Genomic DNA, 20,864 nt, shown 5'->3' with positions numbered 1-20,864 from the left:
AGCCAACGTTGCGTCAGCTGCCGTAAAATAGATTACCGCACCACTAACACCGGAACTTTGGCATAGCGTAAAACGGATTCAGCGTTTGAACCAAGAAGATGGGTTGAAATACCCGGTTTGCGAGAGCCAATAACGATAACGTCAAAATTCTCTTTTTCGCTCAGCGCTAATATTTCATCGCGCACATTGCCAAAAACAATGCGGGTATGGATCCGCGTCGCCGGGATTGAAAACAACCGCGAGAGATCGCGCATTTTCTTTTCCGACTCCTCTTTCATGAAGGCTTCAAATTTACGAATATCCGCCGTGAAGCCGCGCAGCAGGGAACTGGTGCTGTTTGGCAGCACGTTCAGCAACGTGATTTCACCCTCTTCGGCAGATGCTAAAAAATCCGCGTGACGAACGGCCTTATCGCTTAAATCCATTTCAAAAACATCGACCGGCAACAGTATTTTTTTGTACATAGCCTGAGCTCCTTAGTCCTGAAGAAACCGTTGGGGTGATTTTATTCTGCCATATTTAAACGTATGGGAATACGATCAATCACCCAAATAAATACTTCAGTAATAAAAATAAACTTCAACAATATATAATTAATTATAGATATTTAGAGTTATGTACAGGCGGGGAATATCACAAGATAATCGTATTGCTAATACAAAAATAGCCCAGCACGCAATACGTTGCCGGGCTATTCATCGTCGGACGTTTTTACTGGCCTTTAGCCCATTCGGCAACGGTCGCCTTCGCGCCGTGAATCTGTAAAGAGAGATACGCCGCCGTCACCGCATCGACAAAACGCGGTTCCTGCGGCAGGCTATCGCCGAAAATGGCCTTAATACCCAGCAGCGCCTGCACGCGCTCGCTACCCTCTTTACTGCCCTGCACCGCCTGTTGAATTACCGGCAGCAGCGGATCGCTGATTTCAATTGCCTGCCCCTGATCATCGACGCCGCTCACGTAGCGCATCCAGCCGGCAATACCCAGCGCCAGCAGGCTGAAATCACTGTGATGCGCCAGGTGCCAGCGAACGGAGTCCAACATACGCTGCGGGAGCTTCTGGCTTCCGTCCATCGCAATCTGCCAGGTGCGATGCTTAAGCGCCGGATTACTATAACGCTCAATGAGCAAACCAGCATAACGCGCCAGATCCACGCCCTGTACACTCAGCGTCGGCGCTTGCTCTTGCAACATTAACGCCTGCGCGGCGCGGCGGTAGTTATCATCCTGCATGCAATCATTGATATGCTGATAACCGGCGAGATAGCCCAGATAAGCGAGGAACGAGTGGCTGCCGTTGAGCATACGCAGCTTCATCTCCTCAAACGGCACCACGTCAGTGACCAGCTCCGCACCGGCTTTCTCCCACTGCGGACGACCAGCCACGAAGTTATCTTCGATAACCCACTGGCGGAACGGTTCACAGGCCACACCAGCCGGATCGCGCACCCCGGTGAGTTGTTCAATTTTATCCAGCGTATCAGCGGTCACTGCCGGAACGATCCGGTCGACCATTGTGGAAGGGAACGTCACGTTCTGCTCAATCCACTGCGCCAGTTCGTCATCAACGGCGCGGGCAAACGCACAAACTACGTTGCGCATTACGTGGCCGTTTTCCGGCATGTTATCGCAGGACATGACGCTGAAAGCCGGCAGACCGGCGGCGCGACGGCGCGCCAGCGCTTCTACCACCACGCCCGGAGCCGATTTCGGCTGGTGTGGAGTTTGCAGATCGGCGGCAATCAGCGGGTTATCGAGCTGCAGCTGGCCGGTGGCCGGAGAGTGGCAGTAGCCTTTTTCGGTGATGGTCAGCGAGACAATCGCCACCTGCGGTTCGCACATTTTCGCCAACACGCTTTCCAGGCCATCGACCTGCGCATGCATCGCCTGCTTCACCACGCCGACGACGCGCGCGGTCCAGGCATCGGCGGACATTTCAGCCACCGTATAGAGCAGGTCCTGCTGTTGCAAATCGGCAATCTGCTGCTCACCGCCAATGAGGTTCACTTCGGTATAGCCCCAGTCGCTGCCGTGTTCGGCGGCAAGGATATCGGCATACACCGCCTGATGGGCGCGGTGGAAAGCCCCAAAACCGAGATGAACGATGCGAGAAACCAGCTTGCTGCGATCGTAAGAAGGAAGCGTTGCCCTGGCGTTTAAAAGCGTGTTTTCCATGGTGTCTCTCATTTTTATGATGACTGATAAATCATTCTCAAACAGAATGTTTTGGTGAGGTAAACCATCGCACGCAATTGGTATGACATCTTTGATTTCCATCAACTACCATACAAGAAGATTCAGCGCTGTCGCGTTTCGTGATCCTGCGCGCAATGGCGGGAATGAAGCCGGGAGTAAACCCGGCTATCAAGGGTTAACGATATGATTATGATTTCGCGTATTGGCGATTCGCGCTTAGCGCCTGACGTGTACCAGCGTCCGCCGCATCATGGTCCAGACTCAGGTCACGGTCGCACACTTCCGGCATCAGTAATGACGAGATAAGACCGATAGCTGAATAGCAAATCAGCATCGCGACAATCGGCCACCACGAACCGGTTACGTTACAGAAGATACCGGCCAGTACCGGCCCGAATCCCACCGCCACCAGACCGCCGGCCTCTTTTGAGATAGCCATTCTGGTGAAGCGATTACGCGAGCCGAACATTTCCGCCATAGTGATATTTTCCAGCGCGAATAAGCCCAGCACCGCCACGTTATGAATGACAATCAGCGATAGCATAATCGTGCTGGCGCTATAACTTTTATCGACAATAATAGCCAGCATCGGCCAGGCCAGAATAATGGCGGAAATATTCACGATAATATAAGGCAGACGGCGCCCAACTTTATCCGACAGCCAGCCTAACAGCGGGATAGTAATAAAACCAATCACTGAGCTAATCATTAAGGCATCGGTCGGAATAGCCTTATCAAATAATAGAGTCTGTACCAGATATCCAGCGAGAAATGTTTGCAACAAACCGGAATTACCGGCCTGTCCAAAGCGTAACCCGGTCGCCAACCAGAATGATTTGCTTTTTAACATCGCGCCGAACGTGTTTTGCGCGGCGGCGGCTTTAGCCTGAATTTCATCGGCTTCGTTGACCTGTTCAAATACCGGGCTCTCTTTCAGATTCAAACGCAACCAGATGGCAAAGATCATTACCACGACGCTTGCGAGGAACGGAATACGCCAGCCCCAGGCGATGAGCTGTTCGCGATCGAGCAGGAAGAACATTATCGCCCAGATGGCCGTGGCGCTCAGCGTCCCGCAGTTGGTGCCCATCGCCACCAGAGAAGAGATGATGCCGCGTTTGCCCTTTGGCGCATACTCCGCCAGCATGGTGCCGGCGCCGGAAATTTCAGCACCCGCCCCCAGCCCCTGAATAATACGCAGGGTCACCAGTAACACTGGAGCAAAAATGCCAATCTGTGCATAGGTAGGTAAAACGCCGATTAACGTGGTACAAATTCCCATCATGGTGATGGTAATAAACAGAACTTTTTTACGCCCGATGCGGTCCCCCATTTTACCGAATATAAAAGCGCCGACGATCCGCGCAATATATCCTGCGCCATAGGTTCCCATCGCTAATATCAGCGCCATGGCCGCCGACTGTTCCGGGAAAAATATCTCATGAAAGACCAGCGCGGCGCCTAAAGAATAAAGCTGGAAATCCATAAATTCCAGTGCCGTGCCAAGCCAACCGGATACCGCGGCGCGGATAAGATCCGTGGTACTTCTCTCATTTTTAGCTGTCGTCATAATAATAATCTCTAAAGTAGGATACAGCGAGGTTATTTATATTTATGCGTTGAAGGTTAATAACACCTTACAACAATGCTTGCGGTCTTCTTCAAATAACGTCATGGCATCGACAACATGCTCGAAAGCAAACTGATGGGTGATTAGCCGATCCGGATTAATTAATCCGTTTGCCAACCATTCGAGAACCAGCGGGAATTTATTGGCATTAAGCCTGGACGAATAAATAGTGAGCTCTTTGCCGGTGATCCCCTGCTGAGCCACCATTGAAGGTTCGGTAGAAAAGCCCATCAGTACGATCCTGCCCGCTGGCGAGGCCAGTGCGATGGCCTCTGCGAAAATCGCCGGGTGGCAGGCGGCGTCGATAATCAGCGTCGGCCGGATCCCCTGCGCTTCCAGCGCCAGCGCCAGCGGCTGTTCCTGATTATTGATGGTCCAGTCAGCGCCGTTTTGCTGCGCCATCTGCAGCCGCTCGGGGATCCGATCGGCGACGATCACCTGCCGCACGTTATAGACGCGCTTGAGCACCTGAATGGTGGTCAGCCCCATTGGCCCGGCGCCGTAGACCAGTGCGATATCCTGTTCGCGTGGTTTAGCCTGGCCGGTGACATTCGCCGCAATGGTAAAGGGCTCCACCATTACCGCATGATGGTCGCTCACGTTCTCCGGTACCGGCCAGGCGTTTTTGGCCGGTACCACCGCGTATTCGCTAAACCCGCCATCGCGATGGACGCCCAGCACCACCAGCGAAGCGCAGACGTTGGGCTTACCGACCGAGCAGGGATAACAGTGGCCGCAGCTGATAACCGGATCAACCGTCACCCGCTGGCCTACGATTTTATCCGTCACGCCCTCGCCCACGGCATCAATCACGCCGAAAAACTCGTGGCCGATGACCCGCGGATATTTGGCGAACGGGTTATGTCCACGATAGATGTGGCTATCTGAGCCGCAAATTCCCGCCAGTTTCACCTTTACCCGTACTTCTCCATTTCCCGGCTGCGGCAGCGGCCGTTCTTCAATCGCCAGCGCGTTTGGCTGTTGGATAACAATGCTTTTCATTTTTCTCTCCTTACCAATTCCACAGCGTGCCATCTTCGAGGCGCGCCACCGGCAGACAGGCGGGTTCATAGGGGTATTTCGCCGCCAGCTTCTCGTCGAATTCGATACCCAGCCCCGGTTTATCGCCCGGATGCATATAGCCATTGTCAAAACGCCAGCTATGCGGGAAGACCTCCAGCATCTGTTCGGAATAGCCCATGTACTCCTGCACGCCGAAATTTGGCACCCACAGGTCGAAATGCAGCGCCGCCGCCATGCATACCGGAGAGAGATCGGACGGCCCGTGAGAACCGGTACGTACCTGGTACAACGAAGCAAAATCGGCGATACGCCTCATGCCGCTGATCCCGCCGGCGTGGGTAATGGTGGTGCGGATATAATCAATGAGCTGCTCTTCAATCAGCTGTTTGCAATCCCAGATGCTATTAAAGACTTCGCCGACGGCAATCGGCGTGACGGTATGCTGGCGAATTAGGCGGAAGCAGTCCTGATTCTCTGCCGGTGTCGGATCTTCCATCCAGAACAGACGATACTCCTCAACGCTTTTACCAAAGCGCGCCGCCTCGATCGGCGTCAGGCGATGGTGCATGTCGTGCAGTAAGTGCTCGTTGAAACCAAATCGTTCGCGCACGGCGGCAAACAACCGCGGGGTGAAATCGAGATATTTTTCCGTTGACCACAGCTGCTCTTCCGGCCACACGCCTTTGGTCGCCGGCTCGTACGCCTGACCTTTACCCTTGGCCATGCCGTAGGTGGTTTTCATCCCCGGAATACCGCACTGCACGCGGATCGCCTTAAAACCCATTTCCTGATGGCGGGCGTAGTCATCCAGTACTTCATCAATGGAATGACCGGTGGTGTGGCAGTAGACCATCACCCCTTCGCGCGAGGCGCCGCCCAGCAGTTGGTAAAGCGGCATTCCGGCGGCTTTGGCTTTGATATCCCACAGCGCCATATCAACGGCGGAAATCGCCGACATGGTCACCGGGCCGCGACGCCAGTAGGCACCTTTGTAGAAGAACTGCCAGATATCTTCGATGCGGTGAGCATCACGGCCAATCAGCTGCGGGCAAAGGTGATCTTTCAGGTATGAGGCGACCGACAATTCACGGCCGTTGAGCGTGGCATCACCGAGGCCGACAATCCCTTCATCGGTGGTGATTTTTAAGGTGACGAAGTTACGCCCTGGGCAGGTAACGAACACGTCGGCGGCAACGATCTTCATGGGTAATTCCTTGCATCTGTACGGTTAGTGATCAAAATTAAATCACCAGACCTACTACCATACAAGTATGATATTTAAAAAAGATGCGAAGGATCACAAACGGGTTTGGTTGTGGGGGGCGACTGGCGCCCCCCGTTAGAGATTAATTGATGCGGTCTTTTACGATGAAGAAATAGCACAGCGCCCCGGTAAAGGTCACGCAGGCGGCGATAACCAAGGCCAGGTTGAAGGAGTGCGTGGTATCCACCACCCAACCGGTGACGACCGGCGCAAAAGAGGCGAAAACAAAGCTGCCGAAGTTCTGGATCGCCGCCACCGACGCGACTTTATTTTCGCTGACCATCACCTGTACCAGCCCCCAGGCCGAGGTCCCGGCAAAGTGGACGCAGAATAGCGCCATGGAGATAAACGCCACCGCCTGGGTCGGCGAACTCGATTGCACCACCAGCAGCGTGCCGAGCGCGGAAAGCGTCAGGCCAACCACAATCGCCGTTTTGCGCGTTTTCGCCAGATCGTAACCGCGGCGCGCCAGCGCATCGACCACTAGCCCGTTGACCCACATGCCCACCGCCGCGGCCAGGAACGGGATCGCCGCCACCCAGCCGGTTTTCGCGAGGCTCAATCCCTGCTGCGCCTGCAGATAACCCGGCAGCCACGCAATATACAGCCAGCCGGTATAGTTAACCCCGGAGAAGCCTAAAATCATGCCCCAGGTGGTGCGCCGTTTGAACAGCGCCAGCCACTCGCTGAATACCAGCGTTGGGCGCGCTTTTTCCGGCGCCGCCAGATACTGGCGCTCCTCCTGTTGCAGGTCGAACTGCGCGCGGTTGCGATACCACGCGTACCAGCACAGGCCCACTACGATCCCCGCAAGGCCGATAACCACGAACATGGTGCGCCAGCCCCAGGCAATCTGCATCAGCACCAGCGCCGGCGGCGCGATCGCCTGGCCAAGCACCGTTGACGAGTTAAAAATGCCGACCGCGGTGCCGCGCTCTTTTTGTACGTACCAGTCGGTAATGGATTTTACCCCCGCCGGCATAAACGGCGCTTCGCCAATACCAAGGCCAATGCGCAGCAAAATAAAGTGGCTAAAGGAGTTCACTACCCCGGTCAGCGCCTGCATCAGTGACCAGAAAATAAGCCCCGCCCCCAATACAATTCGCGGGCCGAAGCGATCGAGCAAAATACCCGAGGGCAGCTGCGCGAAACCATATGATAGCGAGAAGGCGGAAAGCAGTACGCCAAATTCGGTCGCGCTGAGCCCGAGATCGCCACGGATGGCTTCTCCGGCGACGCTTAATGACGAGCGATCGAGGAAGTTGACGATACCGGCGATAAACAGCAGCGTCAGGGTGACTTTTTGCACCCGGCCAATGCGCACGGGTTTGGCGCCAGCTTCGCTGGCAAGGGTTTGTGTAGCCATAATTGCCTCTTACGATAAACAGCACGATGCGGTTAGGGTAAGTAAGGCAACTAGTCGGCTACCATACAAGAATCAAGGTTAAAATTAGCGTGGATGATCACAAAGGGCGATTTTTTTATCCTGCTGCGCGACGTTAAGCCCGCCCCCAGCCAGCAACGATGATCAGCATGCCGCACAGCGCAATCGCCGCGCCCGCCCAATCATAGTGGCTCAGCTTCACGCCGTCGACGAAACGCAGCCACAACAGCGCAGTACAGACGTAGACGCCGCCATAGGCGGCATACACTCTGCCGCTGGCCTCCGGGTGCAGGGTCAGCAGCCAGACGAACATCGCCAACGCCATCGCGGTCGGGATCAGCAGCAGCGGCGAACCTTCCCGCTTCAGCCATAGCCACGGCAGATAACAACCGATGATTTCGCACAGCGCGGTAGCAAAGAAAAGTAACGTGGTTTTCAGCATTAAAGTTTGGTAAATGAGACAATTTGTTGCGCTAGTGTACGCGATAATCCGCACATACCCATGCCATTTTGTCCGGTAGGCGCGGGTAGCGAGTTGTAGTAAACTTGTCCAACTGGTTAACCCTTTTTATCACTCAAAGGAAATCGTGATGAAAATGACACGCAATAAACGCTGGTGCCTGACCGCCCTGCTGGCGGCAAGCGCAATGGTCTATACCGCTTCGTCCTTCGCGCAAACCGACAAACTAGTGATCGAGTCCGGCGACAGCGCGCAGAGCCGTCAGCAAGCCGCAATGGAAAAAGAGCAGTGGAACGATACCCGCTCGCTACGGCAGAAGGTGAATAAACGCGCGGAGAAAGAGTGGGACAAAACCGACGTCGCCTTCGATGCGCAGGATAACTGCCAGAAGAGCGCCAACGTCAACGCCTACTGGGAACCTAACACCCTGCGCTGTCTTGACCGCCGTACCGGTCGCGTTATTACGCCATAATTCCCCGGCGCCCGTGGGCGCCATCCTCTATTAATGCACACAGGATTTCCCATGTCTGACGCCCCTCACGTCAAACTCCGCCCGCTTGAGCGCGAAGACCTGCGCTTCGTCCACCAGCTTGATAATAACGCCAGCGTAATGCGTTATTGGTTTGAAGAACCTTACGAGGCCTTCGTCGAACTCTCTGACCTTTACGACAAACACATTCACGATCAAAGTGAACGCCGTTTCGTCATCGAATGTGATGGTGAAAAAGCCGGGCTGGTTGAACTGGTGGAGATAAACCACGTTCACCGTCGCGCCGAGTTCCAGATTATTATCTCCCCGGAATATCAGGGCAAAGGGCTGGCGACGCGCGCCGCTAAGCTGGCAATGGACTACGGCTTTACCGTTCTGAATCTGTATAAGCTGTATCTGATTGTCGATAAAGAAAACGAAAAAGCGATCCACATCTACCGCAAACTCGGTTTTATGGTCGAAGGCGAGCTGATTCACGAGTTCTTTATCAACGGCGAATACCGCAATACCATTCGCATGTGCCTGTTCCAGCATCAGTACCTTGAGAAACATCGTCCTCAAGGCCAGACGCTACTCAAGCCCACGGCTCAGTAATAGTCGATAGTGTTTTTGATGCTGTAGTGTCGCGTCATCGCTGGCTGGACGCTTTCATCGACAACCTGCATCTCGCAGCGGATCGGGTTGTCGTGATCGTCATAGTCACAGGTTTGATTCACCTTACCTAACGCGCGATCGTTAAATACACTCACCGCGCTGTAATCGAGCTTTTTACGCGGATCGGTGGACGGCGTCGATATGACACTGAAGCGCTCATCTTTCGCGGTGGTGGTTTTGCCCAGCGGATAGCCTTCGCTGTCGTAGCGATAGCTGGAAGTGCTTTCTTTCCCGCGAGCCGTCACCACAAACCCGTTGTCATCAGTCTCCCAGCTGACGCCCGCCGCCGGCATCTCGGCGAGCTGGCATTTCCCCTGCAGCCGCAGGCGTTTCTCCTGCGTTTGCGCATCGAGATAGTAATTCGCGTCCAGTACTAGCGTGGCGCCGGTTTTGTTTTCGAGGTCGGTAAAATCCAGCAGATCGAAACAGCCTTCTGCCGACACCTGGGCACGCACCCGCTTCACCATTTCCCCCTGGTCATCAAACAGAATTTGGGTAAAGGTTTTAACCGGGCCGCGCAGCGGGTCGAACTCAAACTCATTGGAAAAACTGGCCATCTCCGGGGTAAACGCCGCCGGCGTTGACGGCTTGTCACAGGCGCTGAGCAGCAACGCCGCCGGGATCAGCAAAAACAGTTTATTCACAGCCGCTACCTTTTTGGGAACATTCCAATCATTTTAGCAAATACAATTGTTTACACCAATTCTGCTATGCTTAAAACTGGATGACATCAATAAGGAGCTTATGATGAAACTATCCCCATGGTTGTGCGCGGCCCTGCTGCTGGGTTCGGCATCCGCACTGGCTGCGCCGGACTCCTGCGAGCGGGTAAAAGGCGAGATCCAGCAGAAGATTATCAACAACGGCGTACCGGCCGACGGTTTTAGCCTGGCCATAGTGCCGAACGATCAGCCTGACCAACCCGGCGCTCAGGTGGTGGGCCACTGCGCTAACGACACCTTCAAGATAATCTATACCCGCAGCGGCGACGCGGCGGCGACCGATTCAGACGGGCAATAACCGCCGCTTTCGAGTGAAGGATCTTATCTCTGGTTGACCGGAGATAAGATTCGCCTACCCCTATTTAAGTATTATTCCTCACCCATGCGCCAGCAGCCCCGCGGTTGCCAGCGGCATTTTGCATAATAAAAATCATGGAGTGAGCACAATGTCCAACCCTGAACATCCCGGCGGCGTCAGCCGTCGCACCCTCATAAAATCCTCAGCAATCGGTTCACTGGCCCTGGCCGCCGGCGGCCTGTCCCTGCCTTTCAGTCTACGCGCCGCGGCCGCCGCCGTGCAGCAAGCCACCGTGGCAGAAGAAAAAACCGTCTGGGGAGCCTGCTCGGTTAACTGCGGCAGCCGCTGCGCGCTGCGCCTGCACGTCCGCGACGACGAAGTGGTGTGGGTGGAAACCGATAATACCGGCCACGATATCTACGGCGATCATCAGGTTCGCGCCTGCCTGCGCGGGCGCTCTATTCGCCGGCGTATCAACCACCCCGATCGTCTAAACTACCCAATGAAACGCGTCGGCAAACGCGGCGAAGGAAAATTCGAGCGCATTAGTTGGACCGAAGCGCTGGATACCATCGCAGAAAGTCTGAAACGCGTGGTAAAAGAGTACGGCAACGAAGCGGTCTATATTAACTACTCTTCCGGAATTGTCGGCGGCAATATGACCCGCTCTTCCCCTTCCGCCTCGCCGGTGATGCGGCTGATGAACTGCTACGGCGGATCGCTCAACCAGTACGGCACCTACAGTACGGCGCAGATCGCCTGCGCCATGCCCTATACCTACGGCAGTAACGACGGCAACAGCACCTCGGATGTTGAAAACAGTAAACTGGTGGTGATGTTCGGCAATAACCCGGCGGAAACCCGCATGAGCGGCGGCGGCATCACCTGGTACCTGGAGCAGGCGCGTGAGCGCTCTAACGCCCGTATGATCGTCATCGACCCACGCTATACCGATACCGCTGCAGGGCGTGAAGATGAGTGGATCCCGATTCGTCCCGGTACCGATGCCGCGCTGGTTGCCGGTATCGCCTGGGTATTAATTAATGAAAATCTGGTAGACCAGCCGTTCCTCGATAAATACTGCGTCGGCTACGATGAGAAAACCTTGCCGGCCGGCGCGCCGGCCAACGGCCACTATAAGGCCTATATTCTTGGCCAGGGGGACGACGCTACCGCCAAGACGCCGCAGTGGGCCTCGCGCATTACCGGTATTCCCGCCGATCGCATCATTAAGCTGGCGCGCGAAATTGGTATGACCAAACCCGCCTATATCTGCCAGGGCTGGGGCCCACAGCGCCAGGCGAACGGCGAGCTCTCCGCGCGGGCTATCGCCATGCTGCCGATTTTAACCGGCAACGTCGGCATTAACGGCGGCAACAGCGGCGCCCGCGAATCGACCTATACCATCACCATTGAGCGCCTGCCGGTGCTGGAGAATCCGGTAAAAACCGCCATCTCCTGCTTTAGCTGGACCGACGCTATCGCCCGTGGGCCGGAGATGACCGCCACCCGCGACGGCGTGCGCGGCAAAGAGAAGCTGACGGTCCCTATCAAATTTCTGTGGAACTATGCTGGCAACACCATCATTAATCAGCATTCCGACATCAATAAAACCCACGATATCCTGCAGGACGAGAGCAAATGCTCGACGATCGTGGTTATCGAAAACTTTATGACCTCGTCGGCAAAATATGCCGATATTCTGCTGCCGGACCTGATGACCGTAGAACAGGAAGATATCATTCCTAACGACTACGCCGGCAATATGGGCTATCTGATTTTCATCCAGCCCGCCACTAAGGCGAAGTTCGAACGCAAGCCTATCTACTGGATCTTAAGTGAAGTGGCAAAACGCCTTGGCGACGATGTGCATCAGCGCTTCACCGAAGGACGGACTCAGGAGCAGTGGTTACAGTATCTGTACGCCAAAATGGTCGCCAAAGACCCAGCGCTGCCGGGCTATGACGAGCTTAAAAAAATGGGCATCTACAAGCGTAAAGATCCGAACGGCCATTTCGTCGCCTATCGCGATTTCCGTCGCGATCCTGAAGCGCATCCGCTAAAAACGCCTTCCGGCAAAATTGAGATTTACTCCAGCCGCCTCGCCGAGATTGCCGCCCGCTGGCAACTGGAAAAAGGCGAAGTCATCAGCCCGCTGCCGGTCTATGCCTCCACCTTTGAAGGTTGGGACGATCCGTTACGCAACCAGTTTCCGCTGCAAATGTTTGGCTTCCATTATAAGGCGCGTACCCACTCCAGCTACGGCAACGTCGATGTCTTACAAGCGGCCTGCCGTCAGGAAGTGTGGCTTAACCCCATCGATGCTGAAAAACGCGGAATTAAAAACGGCGACATGGTGCGCGTCTTTAATCAGCGCGGCGAACTGCGTATTCCGGCAAAGGTCACGCCGCGCATTATGCCAGGGGTAACGGCGATGGGTCAGGGAGCGTGGCACGATGCCAATATGGCCAGCGATCGCGTCGACTACGGCGCCTGCATGAACACCCTCACCACCCAGCGGCCTTCACCGCTGGCGAAGGGAAACCCGCAGCATACCAACCTGGTCGAAATCGAGAAGGTTTAAGGAGTAAACCATGAGCGCTCAATACGGATTTTTTATCGATTCCGCCCGTTGCACCGGCTGCAAAACCTGCGAGCTGGCCTGTAAAGACTACAAGAACCTGACGCCGGACGTCAGCTTCCGTCGTATCTACGAGTATGCCGGCGGCGACTGGCAGGAGGACAACGGCGTCTGGAATCAGAACGTTTTTGCCTACTACCTCTCTATCGCCTGTAACCACTGCGAAGACCCGGCGTGCACCAAGGTCTGCCCGAGCGGGGCAATGCACAAGCGCGAAGATGGTTTTGTGGTGGTCAATGAAGAGGTGTGCATTGGCTGTCGCTACTGCCATATGGCCTGCCCGTACGGCGCGCCGCAGTACAACGCCGCTAAAGGGCATATGACCAAATGCGACGGCTGTCACGAACGTGTGGCACAAGGCAAAAAGCCGATTTGCGTCGAGTCCTGCCCGCTGCGGGCGCTGGACTTCGGGCCGATTGCCGAACTGCGTGAAAAGCACGGCCAACTGGCCGCCGTGGCGCCGCTGCCGTCAGCGCACTTCACCAGGCCGAGCATTGTGATAAAACCAAACGCCAACAGCCGTCCGTGCGGCGATACCACTGGCTATCTGGCCAATCCGAAGGAGGTCTGAAATGGGAAATGGATGGCATGAATGGCCGCTAGTTCTGTTTACGGTACTGGGGCAATGCGTAGCTGGCGCAGTCATCGTCAGCGGCCTGGGCTGGGTGTCGCTCTCCGGTCAGCGCGAAGCGCGAGAGCGGCTGGTGCGCAGTATGTTCTTTATCTGGCTATTGATGGGAATAGGTTTTCTCGCTTCCGTAATCCATCTCGGCTCGCCGCTACGGGCATTTAATTCACTGAACCGCGTTGGCGCTTCAGCGCTCAGTAATGAAATCGCCAGCGGCGCCCTCTTCTTCGCCGTTGGCGGATTCTGGTGGCTACTGGCGGTGCCAGGAAAAATGCCGGCGGCGCTCGGCAAAATCTGGTTGTTTCTCACCATGCTGCTGGGGTTGCTGTTTGTGATGGCGATGACCCGGGTCTACCAGATTGACACCGTGCCAACGTGGTACAATGGCTACACTACCAGCGCGTTCTTCCTGACGGTACTACTCAGCGGGCCGCTGTTCGCCGCCCTGCTGCTGAAGCTGGCGAAAGTTGACTTCAACGGCTGGTTTTTTGCCGCGATTAGCGTTGCCGCCCTCATCATCAGCGTGGCCGTTGTTGTCTTGCAAAGCGCTAACCTCGCCACGATCCAAAGTTCAGTACAACAGGCGAACGCCCTTCTCCCGGATTACGGCGGACTGCAGGTGCTACGGCTGCTCCTGCTGGCGCTCGGTCTCGGCTGCTGGCTGTGTCCGTTAATCCGCCGCCAGCCGCCGCGCGCCGCCGGGTTATTCATCGGGCTGGTATTGGTTTTAGTCGCGGAGTGTATAGGCCGCGGCCTGTTTTATGGCCTGCATATGACCGTGGGTATGGCGGTTGCTGGTTAACGAGACGGCGCGCCTGTGCGCGCCGCAGTAAGGAATAGGGTAATGATGCAGATCCCAAATCGCGACGCCGTCGCACTAAGCGCCCGCACGTTGGGCGCGCTGTTCTCTTTTGCACCGAATAGCGAGCAAAACGCGCCGCTGGTCGCCGCTTTTCTCGATGGTAGCTGGCAGCCGCAGTGGCCGTTCCCGGTCTCCGATTCACTGGCAATAGACTTCGCCGCCAGCAGCGACGAGGCGCTGCCGCAAGCCTGGCAGCGTCTGTTTATCGGCCCATGGGCGCTGCCCGCTCCGCCATGGGGCTCGGTGTGGCTGGATAAAGAGTCGGTGTTATTCGGCGACTCTACGCTTGCGCTGCGCGAATGGATGCGGGCCAGCGGTATCGCGCTGGATATTGAGCGCAACGAACCCGAAGACCACTTCGGCACCTTGCTGCTGCTGGCCGCATGGCTGTGCGAAACAAATCAGGATGAGTTGTTTACTCAACTGCTGGCCTGGCATTTACTGCCGTGGTCCGGGCGTTTCCTGAGCGTCTTTATTGAAAACGCAGGGCATCCGTTCTATCGGGCGCTGGGCCAACTGGCGCAGTCGACGCTGGCTAACTGGCAGGAAAATTTGCCCATCGCGGTGGCGGAAAAACAGCTGTATCGTTAACTCACCCGCCGCGTCGATCCCCGGCGCGGCACTTATAGCTTTTGCATCTAAGGTTATTCCCTATCACAATAACGCTATGACTCCCAATTTCATTCCCACTAATGCATCGTCTTCATAACTACCCTGATGTGCAGGTGATGTTCCGTCGCCTGATCATCGCCACGCTCGTCGGCATCTTTGCGGCGCTGGCCGTGGCGCTGTTTCGCCACTCGATGCTGGCGCTGGAAACATTATTTCTCGGTAACGATAGCGGTAGCCTGGTGAACGCCGCGCAGTCGCTGCCGTGGTGGCGTCGGCTGCTGACGCCAGCGCTTGGCGGGCTCGCCGCCGGGACATTGCTGTGGCTATGGCAACGGCGTAGCGTCTCGCGTCCGCACGCCCCGACCGATTACATGGAAGCGCTGGAAACCGGCGATGGCTGTTTCGATACGCCGGCAAGCCTCGTGAAATCGCTGGCGTCGCTACTGGTGGTTGTAACCGGCAGCGCCATTGGCCGAGAAGGAGCCATGATCCTGCTGGCCGCGCTGGCCGCCTCGATGTTCGCCCGCCGTTTTACGCCGCGCGCTGAATGGAAGCTGTGGGTCGCCTGCGGCGCTGCCGCCGGGATGGCCAGCGCCTATCATGCGCCGCTGGCGGGTAGCCTGTTTATTGCCGAAATTCTCTTCGGCACCCTGATGCTGGCCTCGCTCGGGCCGGTGGTGATCTCTGCGGTGATCGCCCTGCTGCTGACCAATCTACTCAACGGCGGCGCCGCGCCGCTGTACCACGTCGTCTTTCAGCAAAACCTGACCGCGCTGCATTACGCATTAATGCTGGCAACCGGCCTGCTGGCCGGGCTGTGCGGGCCGCTATTCATCTGGCTGATGGACTACAGCCACCGTGGCTTCGTGAGACTGAAACTGTCGCCGCCGTGGCAGCTGGCGCTGGGAGGCCTCATCGTCGGCATGTTATCGCTTATTACCCCGGCGGTGTGGGGCAACGGTTATAGCGTTGTGCAAAGCTATCTGCTATCGCCGCCGCTATTTAGCGTCATTATCATCGTCTTTGTCTGTAAGCTGTTGGCGGTGCTTGCCAGCAGCGGCTCCGGCGCGCCGGGCGGCGTTTTTACCCCGACGCTATTCGTCGGGCTGGCAATAGGAATGCTGTTCGCTGCTTTTAGCGGTATGTGGCTGCACGGGGATCGCGATATGGCGATTATGATTGGTTTAACCGGAATGGCGGCGTTTCTCGCTGCAACAACGCATGCGCCGATGATGTCGACGCTGATGATTTGTGAAATGACCGGGCAGTATGTGCTGCTGCCCGGTTTATTGATCGCCTGCGTACTGGCGTCGGTACTGTCGCGGACGTTACGCCGGGATTCGATCTATCGCCATTACGCTGCCGAGAACGTCTAAATCAACATACTGGCTGAGTTCACGCTGTTCGGCGCGCGGCAGATAAGGCAGCTCGCCAATCAGCGGCGCGGGTAGCTTTTTGCTCAGCACATCGATGATTTCAGCGTAGTGCGCAAGACCAGGGTTAATGCGGTTGGCGACCCAGCCGATTAACGGCAGACCATCGTTGGCCACCGCCTGAGCGGTCAATAACGCATGGTTGATACACCCTTCCTGAATGCCCACCACCAGCACCACCGGCAGTTGCTCCTGCACCACCCACTCGGAGAGCGGGCGTAAGTCGTTCATCAGGCTGCGCCAGCCGCCGGTACCTTCCACCACGACATGATCCACTTTGCCGCTGAGCTGCTGCAGGCCGTCGCTTAATAAGCCGTAGTTGATCGGGCAGCTGTGCGCCACGCTGCTTTCTTCTTCACTTAACGCGATGGGATTGACAGCATCATACGGCAGCGACAGCGTCGACACGCTCTGTAAGACCAGCGCGTCTTTATTACGCAGTCCGTCCGGCGTCTCTTTGCTGCCCTTCGCCACAGGCTTATACCCGGCGACGCTTTTACCGCTGGCAGCAAGTGCCTGCAGCAGCGCGCGGGAAACCACCGTCTTCCCGACAGCAGTGTCAGTACCTGTTATAAAGAAACGCTTAAACATCACTAACCCCAAAGTTGTGTATACGAAAGATACATAAGAGAAATAATCAACAGTGGGAAAAGTCTACGCGAAGCCGCCGGGGCTCAGATTGAGATAGCGCAATTTTTGGTGCGACTATGAAAAAATGTTAACCCTGTAACAGTCGGATAAGGAGCGATCCGTTATAGAGGGCGTCTTTCACCAAAGCCGCGCCAGCCATCGTTCCGCGGTTTGAGAACTGGGTACTCTCAACCGCGATATGACGACTATAGGCCGGTAGCGCCTGTTGCCGAATACAGTCAGAAATTGCCGGAAACAAAATATCGGACGCCTGGTTGAACGGCGAACCAATAAGGATTTTTTGCGGGTTAAACAGGTTGACCATGATAGCCAGAATACGCCCTACATGGGCGCCAACGCCGGTAATGATATCCCGCGCCAGTAAATCACCCTGCTGCGCCGCCTGGCATAACCATTCAACGCTTAACTGCTGTTGATGCAGCATAGAGCTCATCGATTTTGCCATGCGCATCTGCGCCAGCTCCAGCACGCTTTCGACACTGGCGATGGTTTCCAGGCAGCCGTGGTTGCCGCAATAGCAGCGTTTACCATAAGGATCGACCTGGGTATGGCCAATCTCCACCAGGCTACTGCTACCGGCGTGCAGCAGGCGGCCATCGGTGATCACTCCCGCGCCGACGTTGTGGTCGATCACCACCTGGATGACGTCGCGCGCGCCCCGTGATGCGCCAAACAACGATTCGGCCATAGTCCAGGCGCTGATATCGTGCTGTATATAGACCGACACCCCGGTGTGACTAGCCAGCGCTTCGCCAAGCGGCATGTCTTTCACATCATCGTAAAATGGCATCCGGTGAATGATGCCGTTTTCAGTATCGATGATCCCCGGCAAGGTGATGGCGATAGCGGTAAGGCGCTCAAGCTTGTGCTGATGGCGAATAAAAAACTGATCGATTTGCTCGATGATCCGCGTCAGCAGCGGTTGCGCATGCTGCAGCGGCAGATCCAGTTGTTCTTCCACCACCAGCTTGCTGCTCAAATCGCGCAGCGCCAGGTGGATTTCCCCCCGACTGATGCGCAACGACAAATAATGCCAGGCTTCCGTTTCAACCATCAGCCCGACCGCAGGGCGGCCGCGGCTCCCCGGCTCCTGGATTTCTGTCTCCTGCACCAGATGCGCTTCCAGCATCTCGCGAACAATTTTGGTAATGCTGGCCGGCGCCAGTTGCGCAAATCGGGAAAGGTCGATACGCGATACCGGGCCAAGCTGATCAATCAGGCGATACACGGCTCCTGCGTTGGTCTGCTTTATTTGATCGATATGGCCTGGTTGACTGTCCGCTACCACCATTGACTCCCTTATTTTCGCGCTTCGAAATAAACTTCCGGCTATGGTGAAGCACTTCGATGGTACACGTCAAATTTTTACTTAGCCTTGTGATTTACCGCACATTTTTGGCTCTTTTTTGTCTCATTTTGCTAATGCGGCGGCGGCGAGAAGATAATCGCGAAAACGCTGCGCCGCCAGCCCCTGTTCGCGGTGTTTGGCCCACACCAGCCACATTTCCGATACCGCATCGGGTTCACTAATCGGCAGCCAGCGCATTTCATTCAACTGCACCCGCTTAAACGACGCCGGTAGGATCGATACCCCAAGACCAGAAGCCACCAGGCCGATGATGGTCATTGCTTCGCCGACCTCCTGGGTGATAACCGGCGCGGTAGCGTAGCGACGCATCAGCCCGAGAATATCGTCATACAGGCCGGTACCAACATGCGGATCGAAAAAGACAAACGGCTCGCGCGCCAGCTCAAGCAGACTGACCGCCTGTTGACGAGCCAAAGGATGATCGCTGGGCACCATCGCCAGTAGCGGTTCGCGCAGCACCTTTTCCCAGCACAACGTATCCGGCAGCTGCGTGTTGCGCATCAGGCCAAGGTCAAGCGCCCCTTCATTCAACGGCACTATCTGTTCGCGGGTGTTGGTTTCGCGGGTTTGAATATGAACATCGGGATATCGCCGACGAAAAGTAGAAAGCGTATCGGAAACCGCTTTGATGAACGGCGCGGATGAGGTGAAGCCAATACGCAGTTCACCGGTTTCGCCGTGATGCAGGCGCCCGGCGCGGGCGGCGGCGTCTTCAACCTGCGACAGAATTTGTCGGCTATCGGCGAGGAACTGCTTCCCCGCAGGAGTCAGGCTAACGCTACGGTTGGTGCGGGCAAACAGCCGCGCGCCAATTTGCTGTTCGAGAATCTGAATTTGCTGGCTTAACGGCGGCTGGGAGATGTTGAGGCGCGCCGCCGCGCGGCCAAAATGTAGCTCTTCTGCTACGGCGACGAAGTAACGCAGATGACGCAGCTCGATATTCATATTTAAAACATCTTATTTGAGATTATTAATATATTAGACGGAATATTTACAATTTTATACCCTAAAAATGTGAGCTGAATGGTCACATCAGTTTGTTTGTAATCCAGCGGTATATAAGCAAGGAATTCTCCGTGAGTAACACAACAACCGCCGGCACCGCGCCGGCGAGCAGCGCCAGCGATAAGGCCGTAAACCAGCCAAATCAATTTATTAAACGCGGTACCCCGGCGTTTATTCGCGTCACCCTGGCGCTGTTTTCCGCCGGACTGGCGACATTCGCCCTGCTCTACTGCGTGCAGCCTATTCTGCCGGTGCTGTCGGGCGAGTTCGGCGTAAGCCCTGCCAGCAGCAGTATTTCGTTATCGATTTCCACCGCGATGCTCGCCGTCGGGCTGCTTTTCACCGGACCGCTGTCTGATGCCATTGGTCGTAAACCGGTGATGGTCACCGCCTTACTGTTGGCGGCGTGTTGCTCATTATTATCAACGATGATGACCAGCTGGCACGGTATTCTGATCATGCGCGCGTTGATCGGCCTGTCGCTCAGCGGCGTGGCCGCCGTGGGAATGACTTATCTCAGCGAGGAGATCCACCCAAGCGTGGTGGCGTTTTCGATGGGGCTTTACATCAGCGGTAACTCAATAGGCGGCATGAGCGGCCGCCTGCTCACCGGGGTCTTTACCGATTTCTTCGGCTGGCGCGTGGCGCTGGCGGTGATAAGCGCCTTCGCCCTCGCAGCGGCAATTATGTTCTGGCGTATTCTTCCGGAGTCTCGCCATTTTCGCCCTATTTCGTTGAAACCGAAAACGCTGCTGATTAACTTCCATCTGCACTGGCGCGATCGCGGACTGCCGCTATTGTTCCTCGAAGGTTTCCTGCTGATGGGCGCATTTGTGACCCTGTTCAACTATATTGGCTACCGCTTGATGATGTCGCCATGGTCGCTGAACCAGGCGGTGGTTGGCCTGCTGTCGGTCGCCTACCTGACCGGGACCTGGAGTTCGCCAAAAGCCGGCGCGCTGACGGTGCGCTATGGCCGCGGGCCGGTGATGTTGTTCTTTATTGCGGTGATGCTGTTTGGCCTGCTGATGACGCTATTCTCGCCCCTGTGGCTGATTTTCATCGGCATGCTGCTGTTCTCCGCCGGCTTTTTTGCCGCGCACTCGGTCGCCAGCAGTTGGATCGGACCACGGGCGCGTCGCGCGCGCGGCCAGGCATCCTCGTTGTACCTGTTCAGTTACTATCTCGGTTCCAGTATTGCGGGGACGCTCGGCGGGGTCTTCTGGCATCATTACGGCTGGAACGGCGTCGGCGGCTTTATCGCGCTCCTGTTAATGGCCGCGCTGCTGACCGGCGCCTGTTTGCACAACCGCCTGAAATAATCGTTAAACGACGTGACCTTACGGGTCACGTCCGCTCACCACAGCCCGAGCACCGATGGTAACCCCAACAGTTCTCTGAGAGCATCCATAGAAAGCAGTGCGAAAAACACCCACGTGAACGGATTCATACTCGCCTCCGCTGACAGCCAACGCCTGTAATTAGTGTAGTCGCTGGCGAGGCGCGCCGTCCGTTATGGTATTCACATACGCATTTTTCGCC

General features: G+C 56.1%; 20 protein-coding genes and 1 pseudogene. 9 read left to right on the top strand and 12 right to left on the bottom strand.

The window, feature by feature from the left end:
* Positions 1 to 32 precede the first annotated feature (32 nt).
* The 7 genes and pseudogenes from PGR29_RS00805 to PGR29_RS00775 form a co-directional block, all read right to left on the bottom strand.
* A complete protein-coding gene (locus PGR29_RS00805; RefSeq protein WP_213316001.1) occupies positions 33 to 464 on the bottom strand; it encodes a universal stress protein in 432 nt (143 codons plus the stop codon).
* Positions 465 to 711: 247 nt separating this feature from the next.
* On the bottom strand, positions 712 to 2,175 hold the full coding sequence (locus PGR29_RS00800; RefSeq protein ID WP_316423847.1) for a mannitol dehydrogenase family protein: 1,464 nt from the start codon (positions 2,173 to 2,175) through the stop codon (positions 712 to 714).
* A gap of 208 nt (positions 2,176 to 2,383) precedes the next feature.
* Positions 2,384 to 3,766: an MFS transporter gene (locus PGR29_RS00795; protein ID WP_087860678.1), complete on the bottom strand. Its 1,383-nt coding sequence runs from the start codon at positions 3,764 to 3,766 to the stop codon at positions 2,384 to 2,386.
* 42 nt (positions 3,767 to 3,808) lie between these two features.
* On the bottom strand, positions 3,809 to 4,828 hold the full coding sequence (locus PGR29_RS00790; protein ID WP_316423846.1) for a Zn-dependent oxidoreductase: 1,020 nt from the start codon (positions 4,826 to 4,828) through the stop codon (positions 3,809 to 3,811).
* Positions 4,829 to 4,838: 10 nt separating this feature from the next.
* Positions 4,839 to 6,053 carry a D-mannonate dehydratase ManD gene (gene manD / locus PGR29_RS00785; protein WP_087860676.1) on the bottom strand — a complete coding sequence of 405 codons (1,215 nt, stop codon included), beginning with the start codon at positions 6,051 to 6,053 and terminating at the stop codon, positions 4,839 to 4,841.
* A gap of 142 nt (positions 6,054 to 6,195) precedes the next feature.
* Positions 6,196 to 7,479: an MFS transporter gene (locus tag PGR29_RS00780; RefSeq protein ID WP_047048077.1), complete on the bottom strand. Its 1,284-nt coding sequence runs from the start codon at positions 7,477 to 7,479 to the stop codon at positions 6,196 to 6,198.
* Between the two features lie 133 nt (positions 7,480 to 7,612).
* Positions 7,613 to 7,995 (bottom strand): annotated as a pseudogene (locus PGR29_RS00775) (YnfA family protein).
* Between the two features lie 92 nt (positions 7,996 to 8,087).
* Here PGR29_RS00775 and PGR29_RS00770 point away from each other — a divergent pair.
* The gene (locus PGR29_RS00770; RefSeq protein ID WP_015366763.1) at positions 8,088 to 8,429 is read left to right on the top strand and encodes a DUF1283 family protein; all 342 of its coding nucleotides are present in this window, start codon (positions 8,088 to 8,090) and stop codon (positions 8,427 to 8,429) included.
* Positions 8,430 to 8,480: 51 nt separating this feature from the next.
* A complete protein-coding gene (gene speG, locus PGR29_RS00765) occupies positions 8,481 to 9,041 on the top strand; it encodes a spermidine N1-acetyltransferase (RefSeq protein WP_015366764.1) in 561 nt (186 codons plus the stop codon).
* On the opposite strand, the gene PGR29_RS00760 is transcribed toward speG, so the two are convergent.
* Entirely contained in the window at positions 9,035 to 9,745 is a 711-nt protein-coding gene (locus PGR29_RS00760; protein WP_316423845.1) for a YnfC family lipoprotein, read from the bottom strand. The two genes, speG and PGR29_RS00760, sit on opposite strands and share 7 nt — an antisense overlap.
* Before the next feature lie 103 nt (positions 9,746 to 9,848).
* On the opposite strand from PGR29_RS00760, the gene PGR29_RS00755 reads away from it, so the two are divergent.
* From PGR29_RS00755 to clcB, 6 genes are all read left to right on the top strand, one after another.
* Entirely contained in the window at positions 9,849 to 10,121 is a 273-nt protein-coding gene (locus PGR29_RS00755; RefSeq protein ID WP_087860674.1) for a DUF1161 domain-containing protein, read from the top strand.
* Positions 10,122 to 10,269: 148 nt separating this feature from the next.
* Positions 10,270 to 12,705 (top strand): selenate/tellurate reductase subunit YnfE, encoded by a 2,436-nt coding sequence (ynfE, locus tag PGR29_RS00750; protein WP_316423844.1) that lies wholly within the window; start codon positions 10,270 to 10,272, stop codon positions 12,703 to 12,705.
* 10 nt (positions 12,706 to 12,715) lie between these two features.
* On the top strand, positions 12,716 to 13,333 hold the full coding sequence (locus PGR29_RS00745) for a DMSO/selenate family reductase complex B subunit (RefSeq protein ID WP_015705293.1): 618 nt from the start codon (positions 12,716 to 12,718) through the stop codon (positions 13,331 to 13,333).
* Position 13,334: 1 nt separating this feature from the next.
* Positions 13,335 to 14,192: a DmsC/YnfH family molybdoenzyme membrane anchor subunit gene (locus PGR29_RS00740; RefSeq protein WP_316423843.1), complete on the top strand. Its 858-nt coding sequence runs from the start codon at positions 13,335 to 13,337 to the stop codon at positions 14,190 to 14,192.
* Positions 14,193 to 14,234: 42 nt separating this feature from the next.
* A complete protein-coding gene (dmsD, locus tag PGR29_RS00735; protein ID WP_213317614.1) occupies positions 14,235 to 14,843 on the top strand; it encodes a Tat proofreading chaperone DmsD in 609 nt (202 codons plus the stop codon).
* A gap of 101 nt (positions 14,844 to 14,944) precedes the next feature.
* Positions 14,945 to 16,240: a voltage-gated ClC-type chloride channel ClcB gene (gene clcB / locus PGR29_RS00730; RefSeq protein ID WP_316423842.1), complete on the top strand. Its 1,296-nt coding sequence runs from the start codon at positions 14,945 to 14,947 to the stop codon at positions 16,238 to 16,240.
* Here clcB and bioD read toward each other — a convergent pair.
* The 3 genes from bioD to PGR29_RS00715 all read right to left on the bottom strand — a co-directional run bounded on the left by bioD (position 16,193) and on the right by PGR29_RS00715 (position 19,262).
* Positions 16,193 to 16,888: a dethiobiotin synthase gene (gene bioD, locus PGR29_RS00725; RefSeq protein ID WP_087858536.1), complete on the bottom strand. Its 696-nt coding sequence runs from the start codon at positions 16,886 to 16,888 to the stop codon at positions 16,193 to 16,195. The two genes, clcB and bioD, sit on opposite strands and share 48 nt — an antisense overlap.
* Before the next feature lie 127 nt (positions 16,889 to 17,015).
* Positions 17,016 to 18,236 carry a sugar metabolism global transcriptional regulator Mlc gene (gene mlc, locus PGR29_RS00720; RefSeq protein ID WP_316424331.1) on the bottom strand — a complete coding sequence of 407 codons (1,221 nt, stop codon included), beginning with the start codon at positions 18,234 to 18,236 and terminating at the stop codon, positions 17,016 to 17,018.
* Between the two features lie 123 nt (positions 18,237 to 18,359).
* Complete coding sequence (locus PGR29_RS00715; RefSeq protein WP_316423841.1) at positions 18,360 to 19,262, bottom strand: LysR family transcriptional regulator; 903 nt, start codon at positions 19,260 to 19,262, stop codon at positions 18,360 to 18,362.
* A gap of 131 nt (positions 19,263 to 19,393) precedes the next feature.
* Between PGR29_RS00715 and PGR29_RS00710 the strand changes: the two genes are divergently transcribed.
* On the top strand, positions 19,394 to 20,644 hold the full coding sequence (locus PGR29_RS00710) for an MFS transporter (RefSeq protein ID WP_063447887.1): 1,251 nt from the start codon (positions 19,394 to 19,396) through the stop codon (positions 20,642 to 20,644).
* A gap of 35 nt (positions 20,645 to 20,679) precedes the next feature.
* On the opposite strand, the gene PGR29_RS24885 is transcribed toward PGR29_RS00710, so the two are convergent.
* Positions 20,680 to 20,772 carry a KPN_01571 family protein gene (locus PGR29_RS24885; protein WP_020078946.1) on the bottom strand — a complete coding sequence of 31 codons (93 nt, stop codon included), beginning with the start codon at positions 20,770 to 20,772 and terminating at the stop codon, positions 20,680 to 20,682.
* Between the last annotated feature and the right edge of the window lie 92 nt (positions 20,773 to 20,864).

Origin of the sequence: Klebsiella sp. 141203, from assembly GCF_032601985.1 — a bacterium.
In the GTDB taxonomy this organism is placed as follows: Bacteria; Pseudomonadota; Gammaproteobacteria; order Enterobacterales; family Enterobacteriaceae; genus Klebsiella; species Klebsiella aerogenes.
This window is presented reverse-complemented; position numbering and strand designations above follow the sequence as displayed.